The organism is Streptomyces typhae (assembly GCF_009755605.1).
Classification (GTDB): Bacteria; Actinomycetota; Actinomycetes; order Streptomycetales; family Streptomycetaceae; genus Streptomyces; species Streptomyces typhae.
On record NZ_WPNZ01000011.1, the window covers coordinates 1 to 17,681 of the forward strand.

At 71.3% G+C, this 17,681-nt stretch carries 16 protein-coding genes; 1 reads left to right on the forward strand and 15 read right to left on the reverse strand.

Annotated features, from left to right (window positions below; genetic code table 11):
- The 15 genes from GPA10_RS20490 to GPA10_RS20560 form a co-directional block, all read right to left on the reverse strand.
- The coding region (locus GPA10_RS20490) for a flavodoxin-dependent (E)-4-hydroxy-3-methylbut-2-enyl-diphosphate synthase (RefSeq protein WP_343041147.1) at window positions 1–404 on the reverse strand (404 nt) is incomplete at its 3' end.
- A gap of 4 nt (window positions 405–408) precedes the next feature.
- Window positions 409–1,431, reverse strand: a complete 1,023-nt coding sequence (gene hpnH / locus GPA10_RS20495) for an adenosyl-hopene transferase HpnH (protein ID WP_058851465.1) — start codon at window positions 1,429–1,431, stop codon at window positions 409–411.
- 5 nt (window positions 1,432–1,436) lie between these two features.
- Window positions 1,437–2,090, reverse strand: coding sequence for a phosphorylase family protein (locus GPA10_RS20500; RefSeq protein WP_157166792.1), 654 nt, complete (start codon window positions 2,088–2,090; stop codon window positions 1,437–1,439).
- Window positions 2,090–4,084 carry a squalene--hopene cyclase gene (shc, locus tag GPA10_RS20505; protein ID WP_157166793.1) on the reverse strand — a complete coding sequence of 665 codons (1,995 nt, stop codon included), beginning with the start codon at window positions 4,082–4,084 and terminating at the stop codon, window positions 2,090–2,092. Before shc ends, GPA10_RS20500 begins: the two co-directional genes overlap by 1 nt.
- Before the next feature lie 105 nt (window positions 4,085–4,189).
- Entirely contained in the window at window positions 4,190–5,314 is a 1,125-nt protein-coding gene (locus GPA10_RS20510) for a polyprenyl synthetase family protein (protein WP_058851462.1), read from the reverse strand.
- On the reverse strand, window positions 5,311–6,780 hold the full coding sequence (gene hpnE / locus GPA10_RS20515) for a hydroxysqualene dehydroxylase HpnE (RefSeq protein ID WP_343041188.1): 1,470 nt from the start codon (window positions 6,778–6,780) through the stop codon (window positions 5,311–5,313). Before hpnE ends, GPA10_RS20510 begins: the two co-directional genes overlap by 4 nt.
- Window positions 6,781–6,826: 46 nt before the next feature.
- Window positions 6,827–7,777, reverse strand: coding sequence for a presqualene diphosphate synthase HpnD (gene hpnD, locus GPA10_RS20520; protein WP_343041148.1), 951 nt, complete (start codon window positions 7,775–7,777; stop codon window positions 6,827–6,829).
- Window positions 7,774–8,676, reverse strand: a complete 903-nt coding sequence (gene hpnC / locus GPA10_RS20525) for a squalene synthase HpnC (RefSeq protein WP_157166794.1) — start codon at window positions 8,674–8,676, stop codon at window positions 7,774–7,776. The genes hpnD and hpnC overlap by 4 nt, the downstream gene beginning before the upstream one ends.
- 324 nt (window positions 8,677–9,000) lie before the next feature.
- A complete protein-coding gene (locus GPA10_RS20530; RefSeq protein WP_343041149.1) occupies window positions 9,001–9,795 on the reverse strand; it encodes an ABC transporter ATP-binding protein in 795 nt (264 codons plus the stop codon).
- Window positions 9,788–10,717: an ABC transporter permease gene (locus GPA10_RS20535; protein ID WP_058851457.1), complete on the reverse strand. Its 930-nt coding sequence runs from the start codon at window positions 10,715–10,717 to the stop codon at window positions 9,788–9,790. The genes GPA10_RS20530 and GPA10_RS20535 overlap by 8 nt, the downstream gene beginning before the upstream one ends.
- 96 nt (window positions 10,718–10,813) lie before the next feature.
- A complete protein-coding gene (locus GPA10_RS20540; protein WP_058851481.1) occupies window positions 10,814–11,668 on the reverse strand; it encodes a glycosyltransferase family 2 protein in 855 nt (284 codons plus the stop codon).
- Between the two features lie 71 nt (window positions 11,669–11,739).
- Entirely contained in the window at window positions 11,740–12,519 is a 780-nt protein-coding gene (locus GPA10_RS20545) for a CDP-alcohol phosphatidyltransferase family protein (RefSeq protein WP_157166795.1), read from the reverse strand.
- Window positions 12,497–13,561, reverse strand: coding sequence for an iron-containing alcohol dehydrogenase family protein (locus GPA10_RS20550; protein ID WP_058851455.1), 1,065 nt, complete (start codon window positions 13,559–13,561; stop codon window positions 12,497–12,499). The genes GPA10_RS20545 and GPA10_RS20550 overlap by 23 nt, the downstream gene beginning before the upstream one ends.
- The gene (locus tag GPA10_RS20555) at window positions 13,549–14,286 is read right to left on the reverse strand and encodes a phosphocholine cytidylyltransferase family protein (RefSeq protein ID WP_058851454.1); all 738 of its coding nucleotides are present in this window, start codon (window positions 14,284–14,286) and stop codon (window positions 13,549–13,551) included. The genes GPA10_RS20550 and GPA10_RS20555 overlap by 13 nt, the downstream gene beginning before the upstream one ends.
- A complete protein-coding gene (locus GPA10_RS20560; RefSeq protein ID WP_343041150.1) occupies window positions 14,283–16,274 on the reverse strand; it encodes a DUF5941 domain-containing protein in 1,992 nt (663 codons plus the stop codon). Before GPA10_RS20560 ends, GPA10_RS20555 begins: the two co-directional genes overlap by 4 nt.
- Window positions 16,275–16,558: 284 nt before the next feature.
- On the opposite strand from GPA10_RS20560, the gene galE reads away from it, so the two are divergent.
- Window positions 16,559–17,539, forward strand: coding sequence for a UDP-glucose 4-epimerase GalE (galE, locus tag GPA10_RS20565; protein ID WP_157166796.1), 981 nt, complete (start codon window positions 16,559–16,561; stop codon window positions 17,537–17,539).
- The last annotated feature ends 142 nt before the right edge of the window (window positions 17,540–17,681 follow it).

The following is a 17,681-nucleotide window of genomic DNA, read 5'->3' on the forward strand; positions in this document are numbered from 1 at the left end:
ATCTCCCTGACCTTGTCGTCGAACTGCTTGATGTTCCCCGGATTCACCCGGACCGCCGCACACCCCGCCTCGATCGCCGCGAACACATACTTCGGCTGGAAGTGAATATCCGCGATCACTGGAATCTGCGACTTCCGCGCGATCGTCGCCAACGCGTCCGCGTCGTCCTGCGTCGGACACGCCACCCGCACGATCTGACAACCCGACGCCGTCAACTCCGCGATCTGCTGCAACGTCGCCCCGATGTCCGACGTACGCGTCGTCGTCATCGACTGCACCGACACCGGCGCGCCGCCCCCGATCGCCACCGGCCCGACCTCGATGCGCCGAGCGATCCTGCGCTCGGCGACCGGCCGGACCGGCAGCTCCGGGAGGCCCAGGGCGACGGGCGTTCCCCCACTCACGACGTCACCCGCGGTTGCCGGCGACGGTCTCGCGCATGGCCCGCAGGGACTCCTTGAGGGAGCCCATGGTGGCGAGCACGGCCGTGGGCTCGTAGCCGCAGTGCGCCATGCAGTTGGCGCACCGGTCGTCCTTGCCGCGGCCGTACTTGGACCAGTCGGTCTTCTCGATCAGTTCCCGGTACGTCGGGACGTAGCCGTCGCTCATCAGATAGCAGGGGCGCTGCCAGCCGAAGAGCGAGTAGTTGGGGATCGCCCACGCCGTGCACTGGAAGTCGACCTTGCCCTCCAGGAAGTCGAGGAACAGCGGCGAGTGGTTCAGCCGCCAGCGCCGCCGGTTGCCGCCGGCGAAGGTCTTCTTGAACAGTTCGCGAGTCTGCTCCACGCCCAGGAAGTGCTCCTGGTCGGGCGCCTTCTCGTAGGCGTAGGCGGGCGACAGCATCATCTCGTCGACCTGGAGTTCGTCATTGAGGAAGTTCAGGACCTCGATGATCGTCTGCGGGGTGTCGGTGTTGAAGAACGTCGAATTGGTGGTGACCCGGAAGCCGCGCCGCTTGGCCTCCTTGATGGCCTCGACCGCCTCGTCGAACACTCCCTCCTTCGCCACCGACTCGTCGTGCCGCTCCCGCATCCCGTCGATGTGGACGGCGAACGCAAAATAGGGAGAGGGCCGGAACTTGTCCATCTTCTTGCGCAGCAACATGGCATTGGTGCAAAGGAAAACGTACTTCTTCTTCGCCACCAACTGCCGCACGATCTCATCGATCTGAGGGTGCATCAGCGGCTCGCCACCGGCGATGGACACCATCGGCGCGCCCGATTCGAGAACGGCGCCCACGGCCTGCGCCACCGGCATGCGCTGCTTGAGCACACCGGCCGGGTGCTGGATCTTGCCACAGCCCTCGCACTTCAAATTGCAAGCGAAAAGCGGTTCCAACTCGACGATCAGCGGGAACTTGTCCCGCTTGCGGAGCTTCTGTTCCATCAGGTACGTCGCGACCTTGATGGACTGACGCAGCGGCATGGCCATCTGGCTCACCTCCGGGGGAGCAGCGAAGAACGGTGCCATTCGAAGAAAGCGGGAAGCACGGCACGGAGTACGCGGAAGGCCGATATTCCACCGCGCACCGTGCCGATCCGTACGAGTTCGTGCTGTGGGGCGTCCACGACCACCCGGACGGCCGCAACCGGCCGGGCACCGGCCGCCATGGCGCTGCGCAGCGTGACGGCGGACTCCATGTCCACCGCGATCGCGCCGGTGGCGAACAGCGCGGCGCGCTCGTGGCCGCGGACGACGTGGTCGGAACCGGTGAGCGGCCCGGTGTGCACCGTGCGGTGGGGCAGCGCGCGCCCCAGCTCCCGCACCAGGGTCGGCGTGCCCACGCAGGGGGTGCGACCGCCTTCGTACCGGGTCTCCTCGGCGACGACCAGGTCGCCGGGGTGCATGCCGGGCGCGAGACCGGCGCAGAAGCCGGTGGCCACGACGGCGGCGTCGTGCAGGGCGGGCGTGCCGAGCGCCTTGGTGACGGCGCGCTCGGCGGCCCGCGGTCCCATGCCCGTCCGCAGCACGGTCATGGGGCCGCCCGCGCCGCCCCGGTCGCCGGTGCGCAGGGCGAGGCGCTCGATGCCGAGCGCACAGGCGACGAGGAGAGGTGCGGGGCCCGGCGGCCGGGCCGGGGCCGGGGGCATCAGCTCCCCTTGCCGGAGACACCGGCGAACGGCTCTCCGTTGACGTACCGGCCGAGCGCCGTCAGCGGGAAGACCTGCCGGTAGAGGTGGTAGTTGATGGAGAAGTCCCAGGGGAAGCCGGTGCCGGTGAAGTACGGCTCGTCCCAGGAGCCGTCGTCCCGCTGGGTCCGAGCGAGCCACCGCACGCCGCGCTCCACCGCCGTGGAGTCCCGCTCCCCCGCCGCGAGCAGGCCGATCAGCGCCCAGGCGGTCTGGGACGCCGTGGAGGCGCCGTGGCCGATCCACCGCTCCTCGCGGTAGGAGCGCAGGTCCTCGCCCCAGCCGCCGTCGTCGTTCTGCACCGACTCGAGCCAGGCGACCGCGCGCCGGATCGCCGGGTGCGAGCCGGGCATCCCGACGGCCGTGAGGGCGGGCAGCACCGACCCGGTGCCGTAGACGTAGTTGACGCCCCAGCGTCCGAACCAGCCTCCGAACGCCTCCTGTTCGGCGAGCAGCCACTCGACGCCGCGCCGGGTGCGCGGGTCGTCGGCCAGGCCCTCGTACGCCGCCATCTCCACCACGTGCGCGGTGACGTCGGCGGAGGGCGGGTCGATGACCTCGCCGAAGTCGCAGAACGGCAGGCGGTTGGGGAAGGGGCTGGTGTTGTCGACGTCGAAGGCGGCCCAGGCGCCGTTCTTCGACTGCATGCCGAGGTTCCAGCGCACTCCGCGCGCGATGGCGTGCTCCATGCGCGCCCGGTCCGGGTGCTCGACCCGGCGCAGCGCGAGGACGACCTCGGCGGTGTCGTCGATGTCGGGGTAGTTGTCGTTGTGGAATTCGAAGGCCCAGCCCCCGGGCGTCAGGCCCGGCCTGCGCACCGACCAGTCGCCGGGCCGCACGATCTGCTCGCCCAGCATCCAGTCCGCGGCCTTCACGAGCTGCGGATGGTCGGCGGGCACCCCGGCGTCGGCGAGCGCGATCGTCGCGAGGCAGGTGTCCCACACCGGCGACTGGCAGGCCTCGATCATGCGGGCGCCGTCCTCGCGCCACACCGCGAACCGGTCGAGGGATTCGAGGCCCGCCTTGAGCACCGGGTGGTCGAGGTCGTAGCCGAGCAGGTGCAGGGCGATGACGGAGTACACGGCGGGCGGCTGGATGCCGCCCCAGCAGCCGTCGTTCTCCTGCCGCTCGATGATCCAGCGGGCCGCGGAGTTCATGGCGGCCCGGCGCACACCGCGCGGCGCGATCTTGTGATAGAGGTGCAGCGCCTTGTCGAGGCGCTGGAAGACCCCGTCCCAACTCGCCACCGGCGCCAGCGGTTTGGTCGGGTTGGGGAACCGCGGATCGGCGTGCAGCTCGTCCAGCGGGAAGGGCGCGGGACGCACCGGGCGCTTGGCCGAGACAATGGTGAGCGGCACTATCGTCTGCCGTGCCCAGCACCCGAAGTCATAGATGTTGAGCGGGAACCACTTGGGGAAATAGAGCAGCTCGGGCGGCAGTTCGGGCAGGTCGTCCCACTTCCACCAGCCGAAGAGGGCCAGCCAGATGCGGGTGAAGACGCGGGCGGACGCGACGCCGCCCTGCTCTCTGATCCAGGCGGACGCCCTCGCCATGTGCGGCTCGTCGGGTGCGTCTCCCGCGAGGCGCAGCGCGACATACGCCTCGATGGTGACGGAGAGCTCGCCGGGTCCGCCGTGGAAGCTGGCCCAGGTGCCGTCGGCGCGCTGTTCGCCGCGGATGAAGAGCCCGGCGGCGCGGTTCGTCGTCTCGTCCTGGACGCCCAGGAACTGACGGAGCAACAGGTCCTCGGCGTCCATGGTCACATTGGTGGCCAGATCGCCTTTCCACCATCCCTGGGCGTCCTGGCGGGACAACAGGAATTCGGTGGACCGTCGTATGGCGCGGGCCGCGGCGTCCGGCGCCCCGATCGCCGCGGGGGTGGTGTCGGTCGTTCCGGTGGCCGAGGCCGCCCGGGGCGTCACCGCTCCGGTGCTTCCGTCGGTCGTCGCTGTCATGGCTTCCCCTTCTCCGCAGTGCTTCTTGTCTGCCGGGTCCGCCGTCGGCCGGGGCCCTGGAGGGACACCGGCCGGCGACTGCGAGTCAGTTGGGGCCGATAGGGATCATCTCTTCCGTACGACGACGAAGTCGGCGAGCGCGCTGAGCTGCGCCCGCACCTGGTCCGGCATCTGGACCTCGTCCAGCGCCTCGATGGCGACGGCGTGCTGCCGCCGCGCCTCCTCGGCGGTCCACTCGCGGCCGCCCGCCTCCTCGATGAGGGCGGCCCGCGCGGCGAACTCCGCCTCGGAGAAGCTGTCGAAGTCGTTGCTCTTGGCGTCGGCGGCGAGCAGCTCGCCGAGCCGTTCGGAGGCCGGGCCGCCCGCGGCGAGGGCGGCGACCACCGGCAGGGACTTCTTGCGCTGGCGCAGATCGCTCCACGTCTGCTTGCCGGTGGCCTCCGGGTCGCCCCAGATGCCGAGCAGGTCGTCGACGGCCTGGAAGGCGAGTCCGAGGTGGTAGCCGTACCGCTCCAGGGTGTCGGCGGTGGCGTCGTCGGCGCCGCCGAGCACCGCGCCGATGGAGACCGCGCAGGCGAGCAGGGCGCCGGTCTTGTTGCCCTCCATCTCCAGGCACTCCTCGACGGTGACCCGCTCGCGGTGCTCGTAGGAGATGTCCTGCGCCTGGCCGTCGATGAGGGCGCGGGTCGCGGTGGTCAGACGGCGCGTCGCCCGGCCCGCCTCGACGGTGCCGAGTTCCAGGAGGATCTCGTTGGCGAGGGCGAACAGGGCGTCACCGACGAGGATCGCCTGGGCGGGCCCGTGCACCTTCCAGACGGTGTCGCGGTGGCGGCGCTGCTCGTCGCCGTCCATCAGGTCGTCGTGCAGGAGCGAGAAGTTGTGCACCAGCTCGACGGCGACCGCGCCGGGCACGCCGGTCTCCGGGGTCGCGCCCGCGGCCTCCGCGGACAGCAGGGCGAGCGCCGGGCGCACGGCCTTGCCCCCGTCACCGACGGCCGGGTTGCCGTCGGCGTCGATCCAGCCGAAGTGGTAGGCGGCGACGGTGTCCATGGGCGGCGCGAGACGGTCCACCGCGGACCGCAGCACCGGGGTGGCCAGTGTCCGGCCGCGCTCAAGGAGCGCAGTCACGTCCACGGCGGCCGGTTCGGCCGAGGGCACAGTCGGCACGGTCTCTCCTCTGATTCCGGTGCGGGGTTCGTGGGGCGAGGGCCCCAGCAGGTCGAGCGTCACGCCGCCTCCTCGAAGAGATGGTCATGAGGGCGGTCGAGGGCGGTCAGAATGGCCCGCGCCGCGGTGATTCCGCTGCGTACAGCGCCTTCCATCGTCGCGGGCCAGCCGGTGGCGGTCCACGCGCCCGCCAGGTGGAGGCCGGGCGCGTGGGTGTGCGCACCCGGGCGCAGGCGCCCGACGCCCGGCGTCGGCGCGAAGGTGGCCGTACGCTCCCGGGTCACGAAGAAATCAAGCACCTGTGCGCCGTGCGCGGCGGGCAGCAGGCGCTCGAGCTCCGGCAGATAGCGCTCTCTGAGCGCCGCCACGGGCGCGTCGATCTCCGCCTGGGCCGCGGACTGCGACAGCGCGAGGTACTGGCCGGTGCGCAGCCCCGAGGCCTCGGTCCGGTCGAAGACCCACTGCACGGGCGTGCCGAGCGCGGCGAAGAAGGGCTGCTTGAGTACCTTCCTGTCGTACACGACGTGGACGTTGAGGATCGGCGCCGTGTCGATGGCGAGCAGCCGGTCGGGGTCGTCGATGGCACCGTCGGGGAGCAGGTCGTGCGCCTCCGCCTGCGGCACCGCGAGCACCACGCAGTCCGCCTCGACGCTCTCGCCGGGAACCTCCACGCGCCATCTTCCGTTCTCCTGACGGGAGAGGGAGGTGACACGTGTTCGCAGTTCGGTACGCACACCCGCCGAGTCGAGCGCCTTGCGCGCGAGCCCGTCGTGCAGGTCACCGAGGGGCACCCGCGCCCAGCCGATGTCGGCGGCACCCGGCTCGGAGAGCAGTCCGGTCTTGAACACCATCGCGGCGAGCCCGAGCGAGGCATCGCCGGCGACGGCGTTGAGGGTGGCGACCCCGACGAGGTCCCACAGCGCCTCGATGGCGCGCTCGGACTGACCGTGGGCGGCCAGCCAGCTCCCGAAGTCCTGGTTGTCGAGCGCCGGGTCGGCCGGGTCGAGTCCCTTGAGGGCGAGCGCCGCGCGCCCGACGGCGGCGCGTTCGGCGAGCGACAGATGCGGATAGGTGGCGAGGCTCGCGGCCAGGTGCAGCGGCACGGGCAGCGCGGTGCGGCGCAGCCGTCCGAGGCGGTGCCGGCCGGCGTCGAGCACGGGGACGTCGAGGCGGTCCTGGAGCGGTGCCAGGTGGGCGCCCTCGACGCGGTCGAGGAACCACCGGTAGGCCGTGCAGCAGCGCAGATAGACGTGCTGGCCGTTGTCGACGGTCAGTTCGCCGCGCTGGAAGGAGAAGGCGAGGCCGCCGAGGCGCGGGCGCCCTTCCAGCAGCGTAACCTCGACGCCCGCGTCGGCGAGGGCGAGGGCGGAGGTGACGCCCGCGAGGCCGCCGCCCACGACGACGGCGGACGCGCGTTCACCGGTGCCGTCGGCCTCCCCCGCGGAGCGGCTGTCGTGCTGCCTCATGCGTTTTCCCTTTCGGCGGTTGCAGTCTGGGACGCCGAGGCCATGCGGAGGGTTGCCCGCCACTTGGCGCGACACGCCGTCCCCGCTGGGGCTTCACCGGGAATGCGCATCACGTACGCCTCCTGACGGTCCCCCGGGAGACGCTGCGCGCGTCGAGCCCGGACAGACCGCGCACGGCGACGTACGCCTTCTCGCGTCCCGGCAGCGAAACACGGCCGCGGAGGACCGCTTCCGGTTCCCGTTCGATGCGGTCGAGCAGCCTGCGGTAGATGCCCGCCATCGCCGCCACACAGGCACCGCTGCGCCGGTCGAGCATCGGGAGGAGGCGGTACCCCTCGGCGAACAGGGCCCGCGCGCGGCGGACTTCGAAGTGCACGAGACCCGCGAAGTCCGACCCGGCCGGCGGTTCGGCCCTGGCGAACCCCTCGGCGCAGCCGAACTTGGCGAGATCGTCGGCGGGGAGGTAGGTGCGCCCCTCCAGGGCGTCCTCGCGCACGTCGCGGAGGATGTTGGTGAGTTGCAGCGCGAGCCCGAGCGTGTCCGCGTACTCGGGGGCGCGCTCCGCGTTCAGCGCGCCGGGTTCGGTGCCGAAGACGCCGAGGGAGAGCCGCCCGATGGCGCCCGCCACACAGCGGCAGTAGGCCTTCAGGTCCTCCCAGGTCTCGTACGTCTCGCCGCGCACGTCCATCAGGACGCCGTCGATCAGCTCGTCGAGGCCGCCGAGCGGGATGGGGAAGTGCCCGGCCGCATGGCTGAGCGCCACCGCGACGGGGTCGGTGTCGTCCTCCGCCACGCCGCCGTCGCGCACCCGGGTCAGCAGGGCCCGGGTGTCGTCGAGCCGGGCCTGCTTCACCTCCGGCGCGAGGCTTCCGTCGCCGATGTCGTCCACGCGCCGGGAGAACGCGTAGAGCGCGGACATCGCCCGCCGCTTGGGCGTCGGCAGCAGCCTGATGCCGTACGCGAAATTGCGCGCCTGCTGCCCCGTGACGGTCTCGCAATAGCTGTATGCGGCGAGTACCGGCGCGGACACGCGAGGTTCTGACTCCACGGTCCGGCTCACCCCTTTCCTCGCAGAACCGCTCCCACCTCGCGCAGCAAACGCGGCTTCGTGGGCTTCGGCGGCCTTGTCAGTACGTCGTATCCGGAGGCGACGATCGCCGCGACGGTCGCCCTTCCCCCTGCCACGAACCCGGCAAGCAGCAGCTTCAGCCTGCCGTGGACGCTACCCACCAGGGGGGTGCCTTCATTCAGGAGGCGGTGGGCGCGTTCCGCTTCATATGCAACCAGTGCGCGCACCGATGCGCCTGCTGTGGGAGCGGCCAGATCCCGTTCCTGGACATGGAAGCGCTGCATGTCCTCGGCGGGGAGGTAGACGCGGTCGCGCGCGAGGTCCTCGCGCACGTCCTGGAGGTGCTCCACGATCTGCAGCGCGGTGCACACGGCGTCGGACAGGCGCACGCGCTCGGGGGTCGCGGTGCCGGTGACGGCGAGGACAAGGCGGCCCACGGGATTCGCGGACAGCTCGCAGTAGGCCACCAGGTCGTCGTAGGTCTCGTACCGCTTGACGAGCTGGTCCTGGCGGTTGGCCGCGATCAGGCCGAGGAAGGGCTCCGGGGTCAGACCGCGTCGGCGCACGGTGGGCACCAAGGCCTGGAGGAGCGGGTGGCCGGGCTCCTGACCTGCGGTGAAGACCTTCTCCAGGTCGCGCTCGAAGGCGTCGAGGAGGGTGAGCGGGTCATCCGCGGCGGCCGGGTCGGCACCGAGGTAGCGGGCGTGCGCGCCGCCCCGGTCCAGGTCGGCGTCGCCGATGTCGTCGACGAGACGGGCGTAGCCGTACACGGCCATGAGGTCCTCGCGCCAGGCGCGCGGGAGGAAGAAGGGGGCCACGGGAAAGTTCTCGTCCGCGGCTTTGTCGAGGACGGCGGACGCATCGCGGAGCCGGAGATCGTCCGTAGCCATTGCCGTCACATCTCCCGTTCTACACTGCTGACCCAAAACATCCTATTTCGGACACGCCGCCCTGCCCCCGCTCGGCGGACGATGGACCCCACCCCGGTGCCGCGCGAAATCTCCCCACTTGCCGCTAATCAGCACCGGTACAGCTTACGTTGTACAACGCACGCCGAGTCGTCGGGGTGTTTCGCGCATCACAACAACGCACCGATTGGCTTCCATCTTCCCCGAACTCCCGTGACGCGAGGGGTTTTTGAGGCCTCAGGACGGAGCAGGGCCCCGCCCGGGTGTCCCGGGCGGGGCCCTGCTCCGTTCGGCCGGTACGGCCTGCTACCTTCCGGTGAACTTCTCGTACTCCTTGATGACCTCGTCGGTCGGTCCGTCCATCCGCAGCTCGCCCCGCTCCAGCCAGAGCACCCGGTCGCAGGTGTCACGGATCGACTTGTTGTTGTGGCTGACCAGGAAGACCGTGCCGGCCTCCTTGCGCAGCTCACGGATGCGGGCCTCGGAGCGCTTCTGGAACTTGCGGTCGCCCGTGGCGAGCGCCTCGTCGATCATCAGGACGTCGTGGTCCTTGGCCGCCGCGATGGAGAAGCGCAGGCGGGCGGCCATGCCGGAGGAGTACGTGCGCATCGGCAGGGTGATGAAGTCGCCCTTCTCGTTGATTCCGGAGAAGTCGACGATGTCCTGGTAGCGGGCCCTGATCTGCTCCCGGCTCATGCCCATGGCCAGGCCGCCGAGGATCACGTTGCGCTCACCGGTCAGGTCGTTCATCAGGGCCGCGTTCACACCGAGCAGCGAGGGCTGGCCGTCGGTGTAGACCTTGCCCCGCTCGGCGGGGAGCAGGCCCGCGATGGCCCGCAGGAGCGTGGACTTGCCGGAGCCGTTCGAACCGATCAGGCCGATCGCCTCGCCGCGGTAGGAGGTGAAGCTGACCCCGCGCACGGCGTGCACCTTGCGGACACCGCGCTCCTCGCCGCGCTTGAGGATGCGGCTCAGGGCGGAGGTGGCGCTGCCCTTGCCCGTCTTCGCGCCGTTCACGCGGTAGACGATGTGCAGCTCGTCCGCGATGACCGTGGGGACGTGCGTCCGGTCGCCGGTCCCTGCGTTCTTGTCGTCAGCCACGGCCGTACCTCTCCTCCGCCTTCCAGAAGTACACGAATCCGCCCACCGCCACGAGCACCGCCCAGCCGGCCGCGACCGCCCAGACGTGCGGCGGCAGGTTCTCGGAGCCGTAGCCGTCGATGAGCGCGAACCGCATCAGGTCCATGTAGATGGCGGCCGGGTTCCACTGGAGGACGTCGCCGATCCAGTCCGGGTGGTCCTTGAGCATCACCGGGATGGAGAACATCACGCCCGACGCGTACATCCAGGTGCGCATCACGAACGGCATCAGCTGGGCGAGGTCCGGGGTCTTGCTGCCGAGCCGCGCCATGATCATCGCGAGCCCGGTGTTGAAGAGGAACTGGAGCGCGAGCACCGGCAGGATGAGCAGCCACGACAGACGCGGGTAGCTGCCGAAGCCGATCGCCACCACGAACAGCACGACCATCGAGAACAGGAGCTGCTGGAGCTGCTGGAGCGAGAAGGAGACGGGCAGCGAGGCACGCGGGAAGTGCAGGGCGCGCACCAGTCCGAGGTTGCCCGAGATGGCCCGTACACCCGCCATCACCGAGCTCTGCGTGAAGGTGAAGACGAAGACACCGGTCACCAGGAACGGGATGTAGACCTCACGGGACATGCCCCGGTCGGCCTTGAGGATCAGGCCGAAGATGAGGAAGTAGACGAGCGCGTTGAGCAGCGGCGTCGCCACCTGCCAGAGCTGGCCGAGCTTGGCCTGGCTGTACTGGGCGGTGAGCTTGGCCTGGGAGAAGGCGAGGATGAAGTGGCGCCGGCCCCAGAGCTGGCTGACGTACTCGAAAAGACCGGGACGGGCGCCGCTGACGGACAGGCCGTACTTGGCCGCAAGCTCCGCGGGGGGCAGCCCGTCGTCGGGCGACGGTGGCGCGGTCACCGCGACTCCACCGTCCTGCGTTGTCTCACTCACGAGGGGAAACTTTCGTCTTCAGATGCGCGGCCGGTCGGGCGTAGGCGAGGGGCCAGGGACCGGGATACGGCCCGAATGTTCTCAGACCAGAGCTTGTCAGATGACAGGAGGTCGGCCCAGTCGTGTCAGGCGCCACACCGTACGCCACTTCATGGGGCTGCGGGGCCCGCACGGGCTGGTCCAGCCCTCCTTGAAACCGCCGAACCAGGCCTTCAGGGCGGGCCGCGAGGGGCGCCGGGCGAGGGTGAGCAGGAGCCACACGCCGAGGTAGACCGGCACCAGGGCGGCGGGCAGGTTGCGGCGGGCGAGCCACACGCGGTTGCGGGCCACCATGCGGTGGTAGACGGCGTGCCGCGAGGGGGCCGTCGTGGGGTGGAGGAGCACCATGTCGGCGCGGTAGTCGATCATCCAGCCCGCGTCCAGGGCGCGCCAGGCGAGGTCGGTCTCCTCGTGCGCGTAGAAGAAGGCGTCGGGCAGGCCGCCGACCTCGTCGAGGACCTCGGTGCGGACGGCGTTGGCGCCGCCGAGGAAGGTCGTCACGCGCGAGGACCGCATCGGGTCGGAGGCGCGCAGGCGCGGGACGTGGCGGCGCTGGGTGGCGCCGGTGTCCGGGTCGGCGATGCGGAAGGAGATGATCCCGAGTTCCGGGTCCGCCGCGAAGGCCTCGCGGCACAGCTCGGCGGTGTCGGTGTGGGCGAGCAGTCCGTCGTCGTCGAGGAAGAGCAGGACGTCCACGGTGCAGCCGTCGGCGCCGTCGCGCCGGAAGGCCTCGATGCCGACGTTGCGCCCGCCGGGGATGCCCAGGTTCTCGGGCAGTTCGATGGTGCGCACGCCCTCGGGGACATCGGGCACGGGGGCGCCGTTGCCGACGACGACCACCTCGACCCGGTCGCCGTCCTGCTTGGCGACCGAGTCGAGGAGGGCGCGCAGTTCCTGCGGGCGGTTGCCCATGGTGATGACGACCGCGCCGACCGATCGCGGCGCGCCCGCCCTCCCCGGTGTGCCGGACGGGCTCGGCGTCCTCACTTCAGCCTGCTCGACACGAGGATGGACACGAGGTGGAGCAGGGTCTGAAGGAGCGCGATGCCCGCGAGGACGGCGACGCCGAGCCGGGAGAAGAACAGGTCGCCCCGGACCGAGTCCACGATCGCGAGGACCAGGATGAGCAGCGACGCCTCGATGCCGAGGATCAGGCGGTGGAACTTCAGCGCGGCGGCGGCCTTGCGGGCCAGCGCCATGCCCGCGGCGCGCGGCTCGGACGCCGACTCCTTGACGGGGGCCAGGCCCTGCTGGTGCCGGGCCACGCCGACGAGGTCGGTCTCCGCCTTGATCAGGATGGCGCCGAGGGCGGCGAGGGTGCCGAGGAAGGCCCACAGCCAGTCGATCCGACCCGAGCCCCAGAGGTCGGCGGCGCGCAGACCGAAGCCCACGAGGACCGCGGCGTCGCACAGATAGGCGCCGACCCGGTCCAGGTAGACACCGCCCAGCGAGTACTGCTTGCGCCAGCGGGCGATCTCGCCGTCGACGCAGTCGAGCAGCAGGTAGAGCTGGACCGCGACGACGCCGAGCACGGCGCCCCAGACGCCCGGCACCAGGAGAGCCGGGGCCGCGAGGACGCCCGCGACGGTCATCAGGTAGGTCAGCTGATTGGGCGTGATCCTGGTGTTCACCAGGTAGCGGTCGCAGCGCAGCGAGATCTCTCGCATGTACAGGCGTCCCGCCCAGTGCTCACCGCTGCGCCGGTCCTTCACTCCCGCGGGGTGAACGACGGGCCGGAGTTCAGCTACCGATGGCCTTGGCATAGTCGGCGTATGCGTCCTTGATCTGGTCGGTGTTCAGATTGAGGTGCTCGAGGATCGTGTAGCGGCCCGGACGGGTCTGCGGGGCGTACGCGACGACCTGGACGAACTCGTCCACGGTGAAGCCGATCTCCTCGGGGAGCACGGGCAGGCCGTGGCGGCGCAGGACCTCGGCCATGTACGCCGACTCCTCGCGGGCGCCGCGCAGATGCATGGCGAAGGCGGCGCCGAGGCCGCACTGCTCGCCGTGGCTCGCCGCGCGCTTGGGGAAGAGCAGGTCGAAGGCGTGGTTGATCTCGTGGCAGGCGCCCGACGCGGGGCGCGAGTCGCCCGAGACGGACATCGCGATGCCGGTCAGGACCAGGCCCTCGGCGAGCACCTGGAGGAAGCCGTCGTCGCCGACGCCGCCGGGGTGGCGCAGGACCGCCTCGCCGGCCTGGCGCGCCATCGCGGCGGCGAGGCCGTCGATGTCCTCGCCGCGCTCGCGGGCGGCGAGCTCCCAGTCGCGGATCGCGGAGATGTTGGACAGCGCGTCGCCGATGCCGGAGCGGACGAAGCGGACCGGGGCCTCGCGGATGACGTCGAGGTCGATGACGACCGCGATCGGGTTCGGCACGCCGTACGAGCCGCGGCCCGCGTCGTTGTCGAGGGTGGCGACCGGCGAGCACAGGCCGTCGTGCGACAGGTTCGTCGCGACGGCGACCAGCGGCAGGCCGACGCGCGCCGCGGCGAACTTGGCGCAGTCGATGATCTTGCCGCCGCCGAGGCCCACGACCGCGTCGTAGCGGCCCTTCTTCATGGCGTCGGCGAGCTCGATGGCGTCGTCGAGCGTGCCGCCGCCCACCTCGAACCACTGGGCGTTCGGCAGCGAGGGCGAGAGCCGCTCGCGCAGGACCGCGCCGGAGCCGCCGCTGATGGCGATTGCGAGCTTGCCGGTCGACGAGCAGATCCGCTGGTCGGCGAGGACCCCGGCCAGGTCGTTCAACGCCCCCGGCCGGATGTCCACGACGACCGGCGAGGGGATGAGCCTCGTCAGTACTGGCACGCGATCTCCCGCCCCTTGGCCAGGTCGTCGTGGTTGTCGATCTCGACCCACTTGACGTCGCCGATGGGGGCCACGTCGACCTTGAAGCCGCGGTTGACGAGCTCCTGGTAGCCGTCCTCGTAGTAGAGGTCGGGGTCGCGCTCGAAGGTGGTCCTCAGGGCGTCGGCGAGCTCGTCGGCGGCGGAGCCCTCGATGAGGGTGACACCGATGTACTCACCGGTGGCCGTCGCCGGGTCCATCAGCTTGGTGATCTTCTGGACGCCCTGGTCGGCGTCCACGACGACCTTCATCTCCTCGTCGGCGAGCTGCTTCACCGTGTCGAGGGCGAGGATGATCCTCTGGCCGTTGCCGCGGGCGGCGAGCAGCGTCTTCTCGACGGAGACCGGGTGCACGGTGTCGCCGTTGGCGAGGATCACGTCGTGCTTGATGGCGTCACGCCCGCACCACAGGGAGTAGGCGTTGTTCCACTCCTCGGCCTTGTCGTTGTCGATGAGGGTCAGCTTGAGGCCGTACTTCGCCTCCAGGGCCGCCTTGCGGTCGTAGACGGCCTCCTTCTTGTAACCGACGATGATCGCGACCTCGGTGAGACCGATCTCGGCGAAGTTGCCGAGCGTCAGGTCGAGGATGGTGGTGTCCCCGTCGACGGGCACCAGGGCCTTGGGCAGGGTGTCCGTGTACGGACGCAGACGCCGTCCGGCGCCTGCCGCGAGGACGAGGCCGATCATGCGGTTTCTCCTTCATCGTGTACGGCGGGTGCGCCACGCTTGTGAGCGGTCACCCAGAAGTGGATGCTCTCGACGAGCACCACGAGTGCCACGGCCACGGCGAGTGCCGTGAGCGCGACGGTGAGATCCGTGTCGTGCAGCAGGGCGGCGGCCAGCGCGACCACCAGGGTCCTGCCTTCTTGGCCGCCGATCGTCCGCACCAGCCAGCGCGGGGGCGCGCCGGTGCCGCCCTTGATGCGGTACACCGTGTCGTAGTGATGGTAGGCGACCGCGGCCACCAGGCCGAAAGCCGCGGGAAGGCAGCCGTTCACGTCGGCTTTGGCCGCCAGTACCAGAACGGTGCTGTATTCGGCCACGCGGAAGAACGGCGGAACCAGCCAGTCCAGGGCGCCCTTGAGCGGGCGGGCGAGCGCAAGCCCCGAAGTGATGACGTGGATCACGGCGCCGACGACCACCCACGGGCTGCCGTAGGAGGTGAGGAGCGCCGTGCCGACCACCGCGGCGCCGCCGACGAGGGCGAGGGCGGGCGCGGGCAGCGCGAGCCGGGGCCGCAGGGCGGCGAAGGCGGACCCGAGGGGGCCGTTGTCGGCGAGGTCGCCGAGCGCTCGCGCGGCGCGGTCGGTGCGGGCGGCCTTGCGGGTCAGCGAGCGCAGGACGCGGCCCGCGGTGGTGTAGCAGGCGGCGAGGGCGCAGCCGACGAGCAGCACGACCAGCGTGACACGGGGCGTGGTCAGGGCGGTGAGCACGGCGATCAGGGCCCAGCGCTCACCGATGGGCAGCACGATCATGCGGCGCAGCCAGACCGTCCACCCGACGCTGTCGAGCTTGTCGGAGAGGGCGGCGGTGGGGCTGGTGTTGCCGGTCGCGGTGCTGTCGGCGTTCGCCTCGTTGAAGGAGAAGTCCACGACGTGCCGGCAGGTCTGGAGGACCATGGCGCCGAGGGCGAGCGCCCATACGTCGTCGCCGCCGCGGGCGGCGCCGAGCGCGAGGCCCGCGTAGTACGCGTACTCCTTGGCGCGGTCGAAGGTCGCGTCCAGCCAGGCGCCGAGCGTGGAGTACTGGAGCGAGTAGCGGGCGAGCTGGCCGTCCGTGCAGTCGAGGACGAAGGAGAAGAGGAGCAGCAGCCCGGCGGCGACGAAGCCGCCGCGGGTGCCCGTGGCCGCGCAGCCCGCCGCGATCAGGGCGGTGAGCAGCGAGGCCGTGGTGACCTGGTTCGGGGTGAGGCCGCGCCGTGCGCTCCAGCGGGCGAGGTGGCGCGAGTAGGGGCTGACGCAGTACGTCGTGAAGAAGCCGTCGCGGGCCTTCACGGCGCCGCGCAGGCGTACGGCCTCGTCGTCGACGGCGGCGACGGCCTGGCGGGCGGTGTTGCGGGTCTGCGGGTCGTCGGCGACGGTCGCGACGAGGGTGCCGAGCTCGGGCCGGTGCACGTCGGTGCCCGCGGCCTTCAGGGCGGCGGCGATCCGGTCGGGCAGGGCGTCGCCTGCGGCGGCGATCCGGTCGGGGATCGCGGCACCGGCGACGCTCAGGTCGGGAACCGCGGCACCGGCGGCGATCCGGTCGGGAACCGCGGCACCGGCGGCGATCCGGTCGGGATCCGCGGCACCGGCGGCACCGGCGGCCGGAATCCGGCCGGGCAGGGCGTCGCCTGCGGCGGGCGCGTCGCCTGCGACGGGCGCGACCGTACCGCCCGTCGGGACGGCACCGGCCGCACCGGCCGCCGCGCGCAGGGCGCGGATCAGCTCCCCGCGCGCCCCGGACTGCGCCGTCATCGCGCCGGGGACGGCGGCGACGGGGAAGCGCGGGTCGGTCAGGCCGAGCCGCAGGGCGTGGACGTGGCCGACGAAACGGTGGTCGACGACGGCGACGCGCTCACCCGCGGGCAGGTCGCGCAGCAGGGTCTCGAGGTCGTCGGCGGACGCCGTTCCGGGGGCGGTCCGCACGTCGAAACCCAGGGACCGCAGATCGCCTTCGAGCGGCGAACCGGGCACCGGCAGGCCGGTGAGGATGGCGGTCGACAGACGAACTCACTCCTTGATTCCCGGCGCGGCTCGCGCGGGCACGTGCGTGACGGGGGCGCTCCGGCCGCGGGGCGGCCGGGCGGCATGTCGGCAGAGGCTATCGGATGAATGGAAGCAGGCGTTCACCGCCCGTTCACCCCCCGATCAGCACGGTCTGCGGGGTCCCGGCCACTTCGATCATCATGGTCGAAAGCAGCCCGCGGCCACAAACCGCGGGGCCCACACCCTCCCAAGCCCACCTAAGGTGGACGCCCATGACATGGCTGATCACAGGTGGAGCGGGATATATCGGGGCGCATGTGGCGCGGGTCATGGCCGGGGCCGGGGAGCGGGTGGTCGTCCTCGACGACGTCTCGTCCGGGGTGCCCGGCCGGCTGCCCGCGGACATTCCGCTGGTACGGGGCACTTCGCTCGACGGGGACCTGGTGCGCTCGGTGCTCGCCGGGCACGCCGTGACGGGTGTGGTGCATCTCGCGGCCCGCAAGCAGGTCGGGGAGTCCGTGGAGCAGCCGCTGCGCTACTACCGGGAGAACGTCGGGGGCCTCGCGACGCTGCTCCAGGAGGTGGTGGACGCGGGGGTCGGACGGTTCGTCTTCTCCTCGTCGGCGGCCGTGTACGGCAATCCGCCCGCTGTCGACCTGGTGACCGAGGACACGCCCTGCGCGCCCGTCAGCCCGTACGGGGAGACGAAGCTGGCGGGCGAGTGGCTGGTCCGGGCTGCCGGGCGGGCCCACGGGATCACCACGACCTGTCTGCGGTACTTCAACGTGGCGGGCGCCGAACGGCCCGAGCTAGCGGACACCGGGGTCTTCAACGTGATCCCGATGGTCTTCGACCGCCTCACCCGCGACGACGCCCCGCGCGTCTTCGGCACCGACCACCCCACACCCGACGGCACCTGCGTACGCGACTACATCCACGTCAGCGATCTCGCCGAGGCCCATCTCGCGGCGGCCCGCAGGACCGCCGGGCCCGGCACCGACCTGACGGTGAACATCGGCCGTGGCATCGGAGTTTCCGTACGCGAACTGCTCGCCGTGATCGCGGACGTCACCGGGGACCGGCGCGCCCCTGTCGTCGAGCCGCGTCGCGCGGGGGACGCGCCGCGCGCGGTCGCTGACGCGGGCCTCGCCGCCAAGGAGCTCGGGTTCACCGCCCGGCGCGGTGTCGAGGAGATGGTGGCGTCCGCGTGGGCGGGCTGGTGCCTGCGCCACCCGGAGGCCGCGCGCGGCTGACACACGCGTCCGCCGCAGTACTGCCCGGCTCTGACCTGCACGCCATTTATGCAGGTCAGAGCAGATGACAACGGTTCTCAGGAGCGTGTTGCACATACCCCCCACCCGTAGTTCACTGGTGATCGCGGCCAGCACCAGGACG

What these genes read in the sequence shown, in the direction of transcription:
- shc (WP_157166793.1), bottom strand. Translation starts at nt 4,084, where the DNA reads ATGACAGCGACGACCGACGGAAGCACCGGAGCGGTGACGCCCCGGGCG.
- galE (WP_157166796.1), top strand. Translation starts at nt 16,559, where the DNA reads ATGACATGGCTGATCACAGGTGGAGCGGGATATATCGGGGCGCATGTG.
- hpnH (WP_058851465.1), bottom strand. Translation starts at nt 1,431, where the DNA reads ATGGCCATGCCGCTGCGTCAGTCCATCAAGGTCGCGACGTACCTGATG.
- hpnC (WP_157166794.1), bottom strand. Translation starts at nt 8,676, where the DNA reads ATGGCTACGGACGATCTCCGGCTCCGCGATGCGTCCGCCGTCCTCGAC.
- GPA10_RS20500 (WP_157166792.1), bottom strand. Translation starts at nt 2,090, where the DNA reads ATGCCCCCGGCCCCGGCCCGGCCGCCGGGCCCCGCACCTCTCCTCGTC.
- GPA10_RS20555 (WP_058851454.1), bottom strand. Translation starts at nt 14,286, where the DNA reads ATGATCGGCCTCGTCCTCGCGGCAGGCGCCGGACGGCGTCTGCGTCCG.
- GPA10_RS20540 (WP_058851481.1), bottom strand. Translation starts at nt 11,668, where the DNA reads ATGGGCAACCGCCCGCAGGAACTGCGCGCCCTCCTCGACTCGGTCGCC.
- GPA10_RS20545 (WP_157166795.1), bottom strand. Translation starts at nt 12,519, where the DNA reads ATGCCAAGGCCATCGGTAGCTGAACTCCGGCCCGTCGTTCACCCCGCG.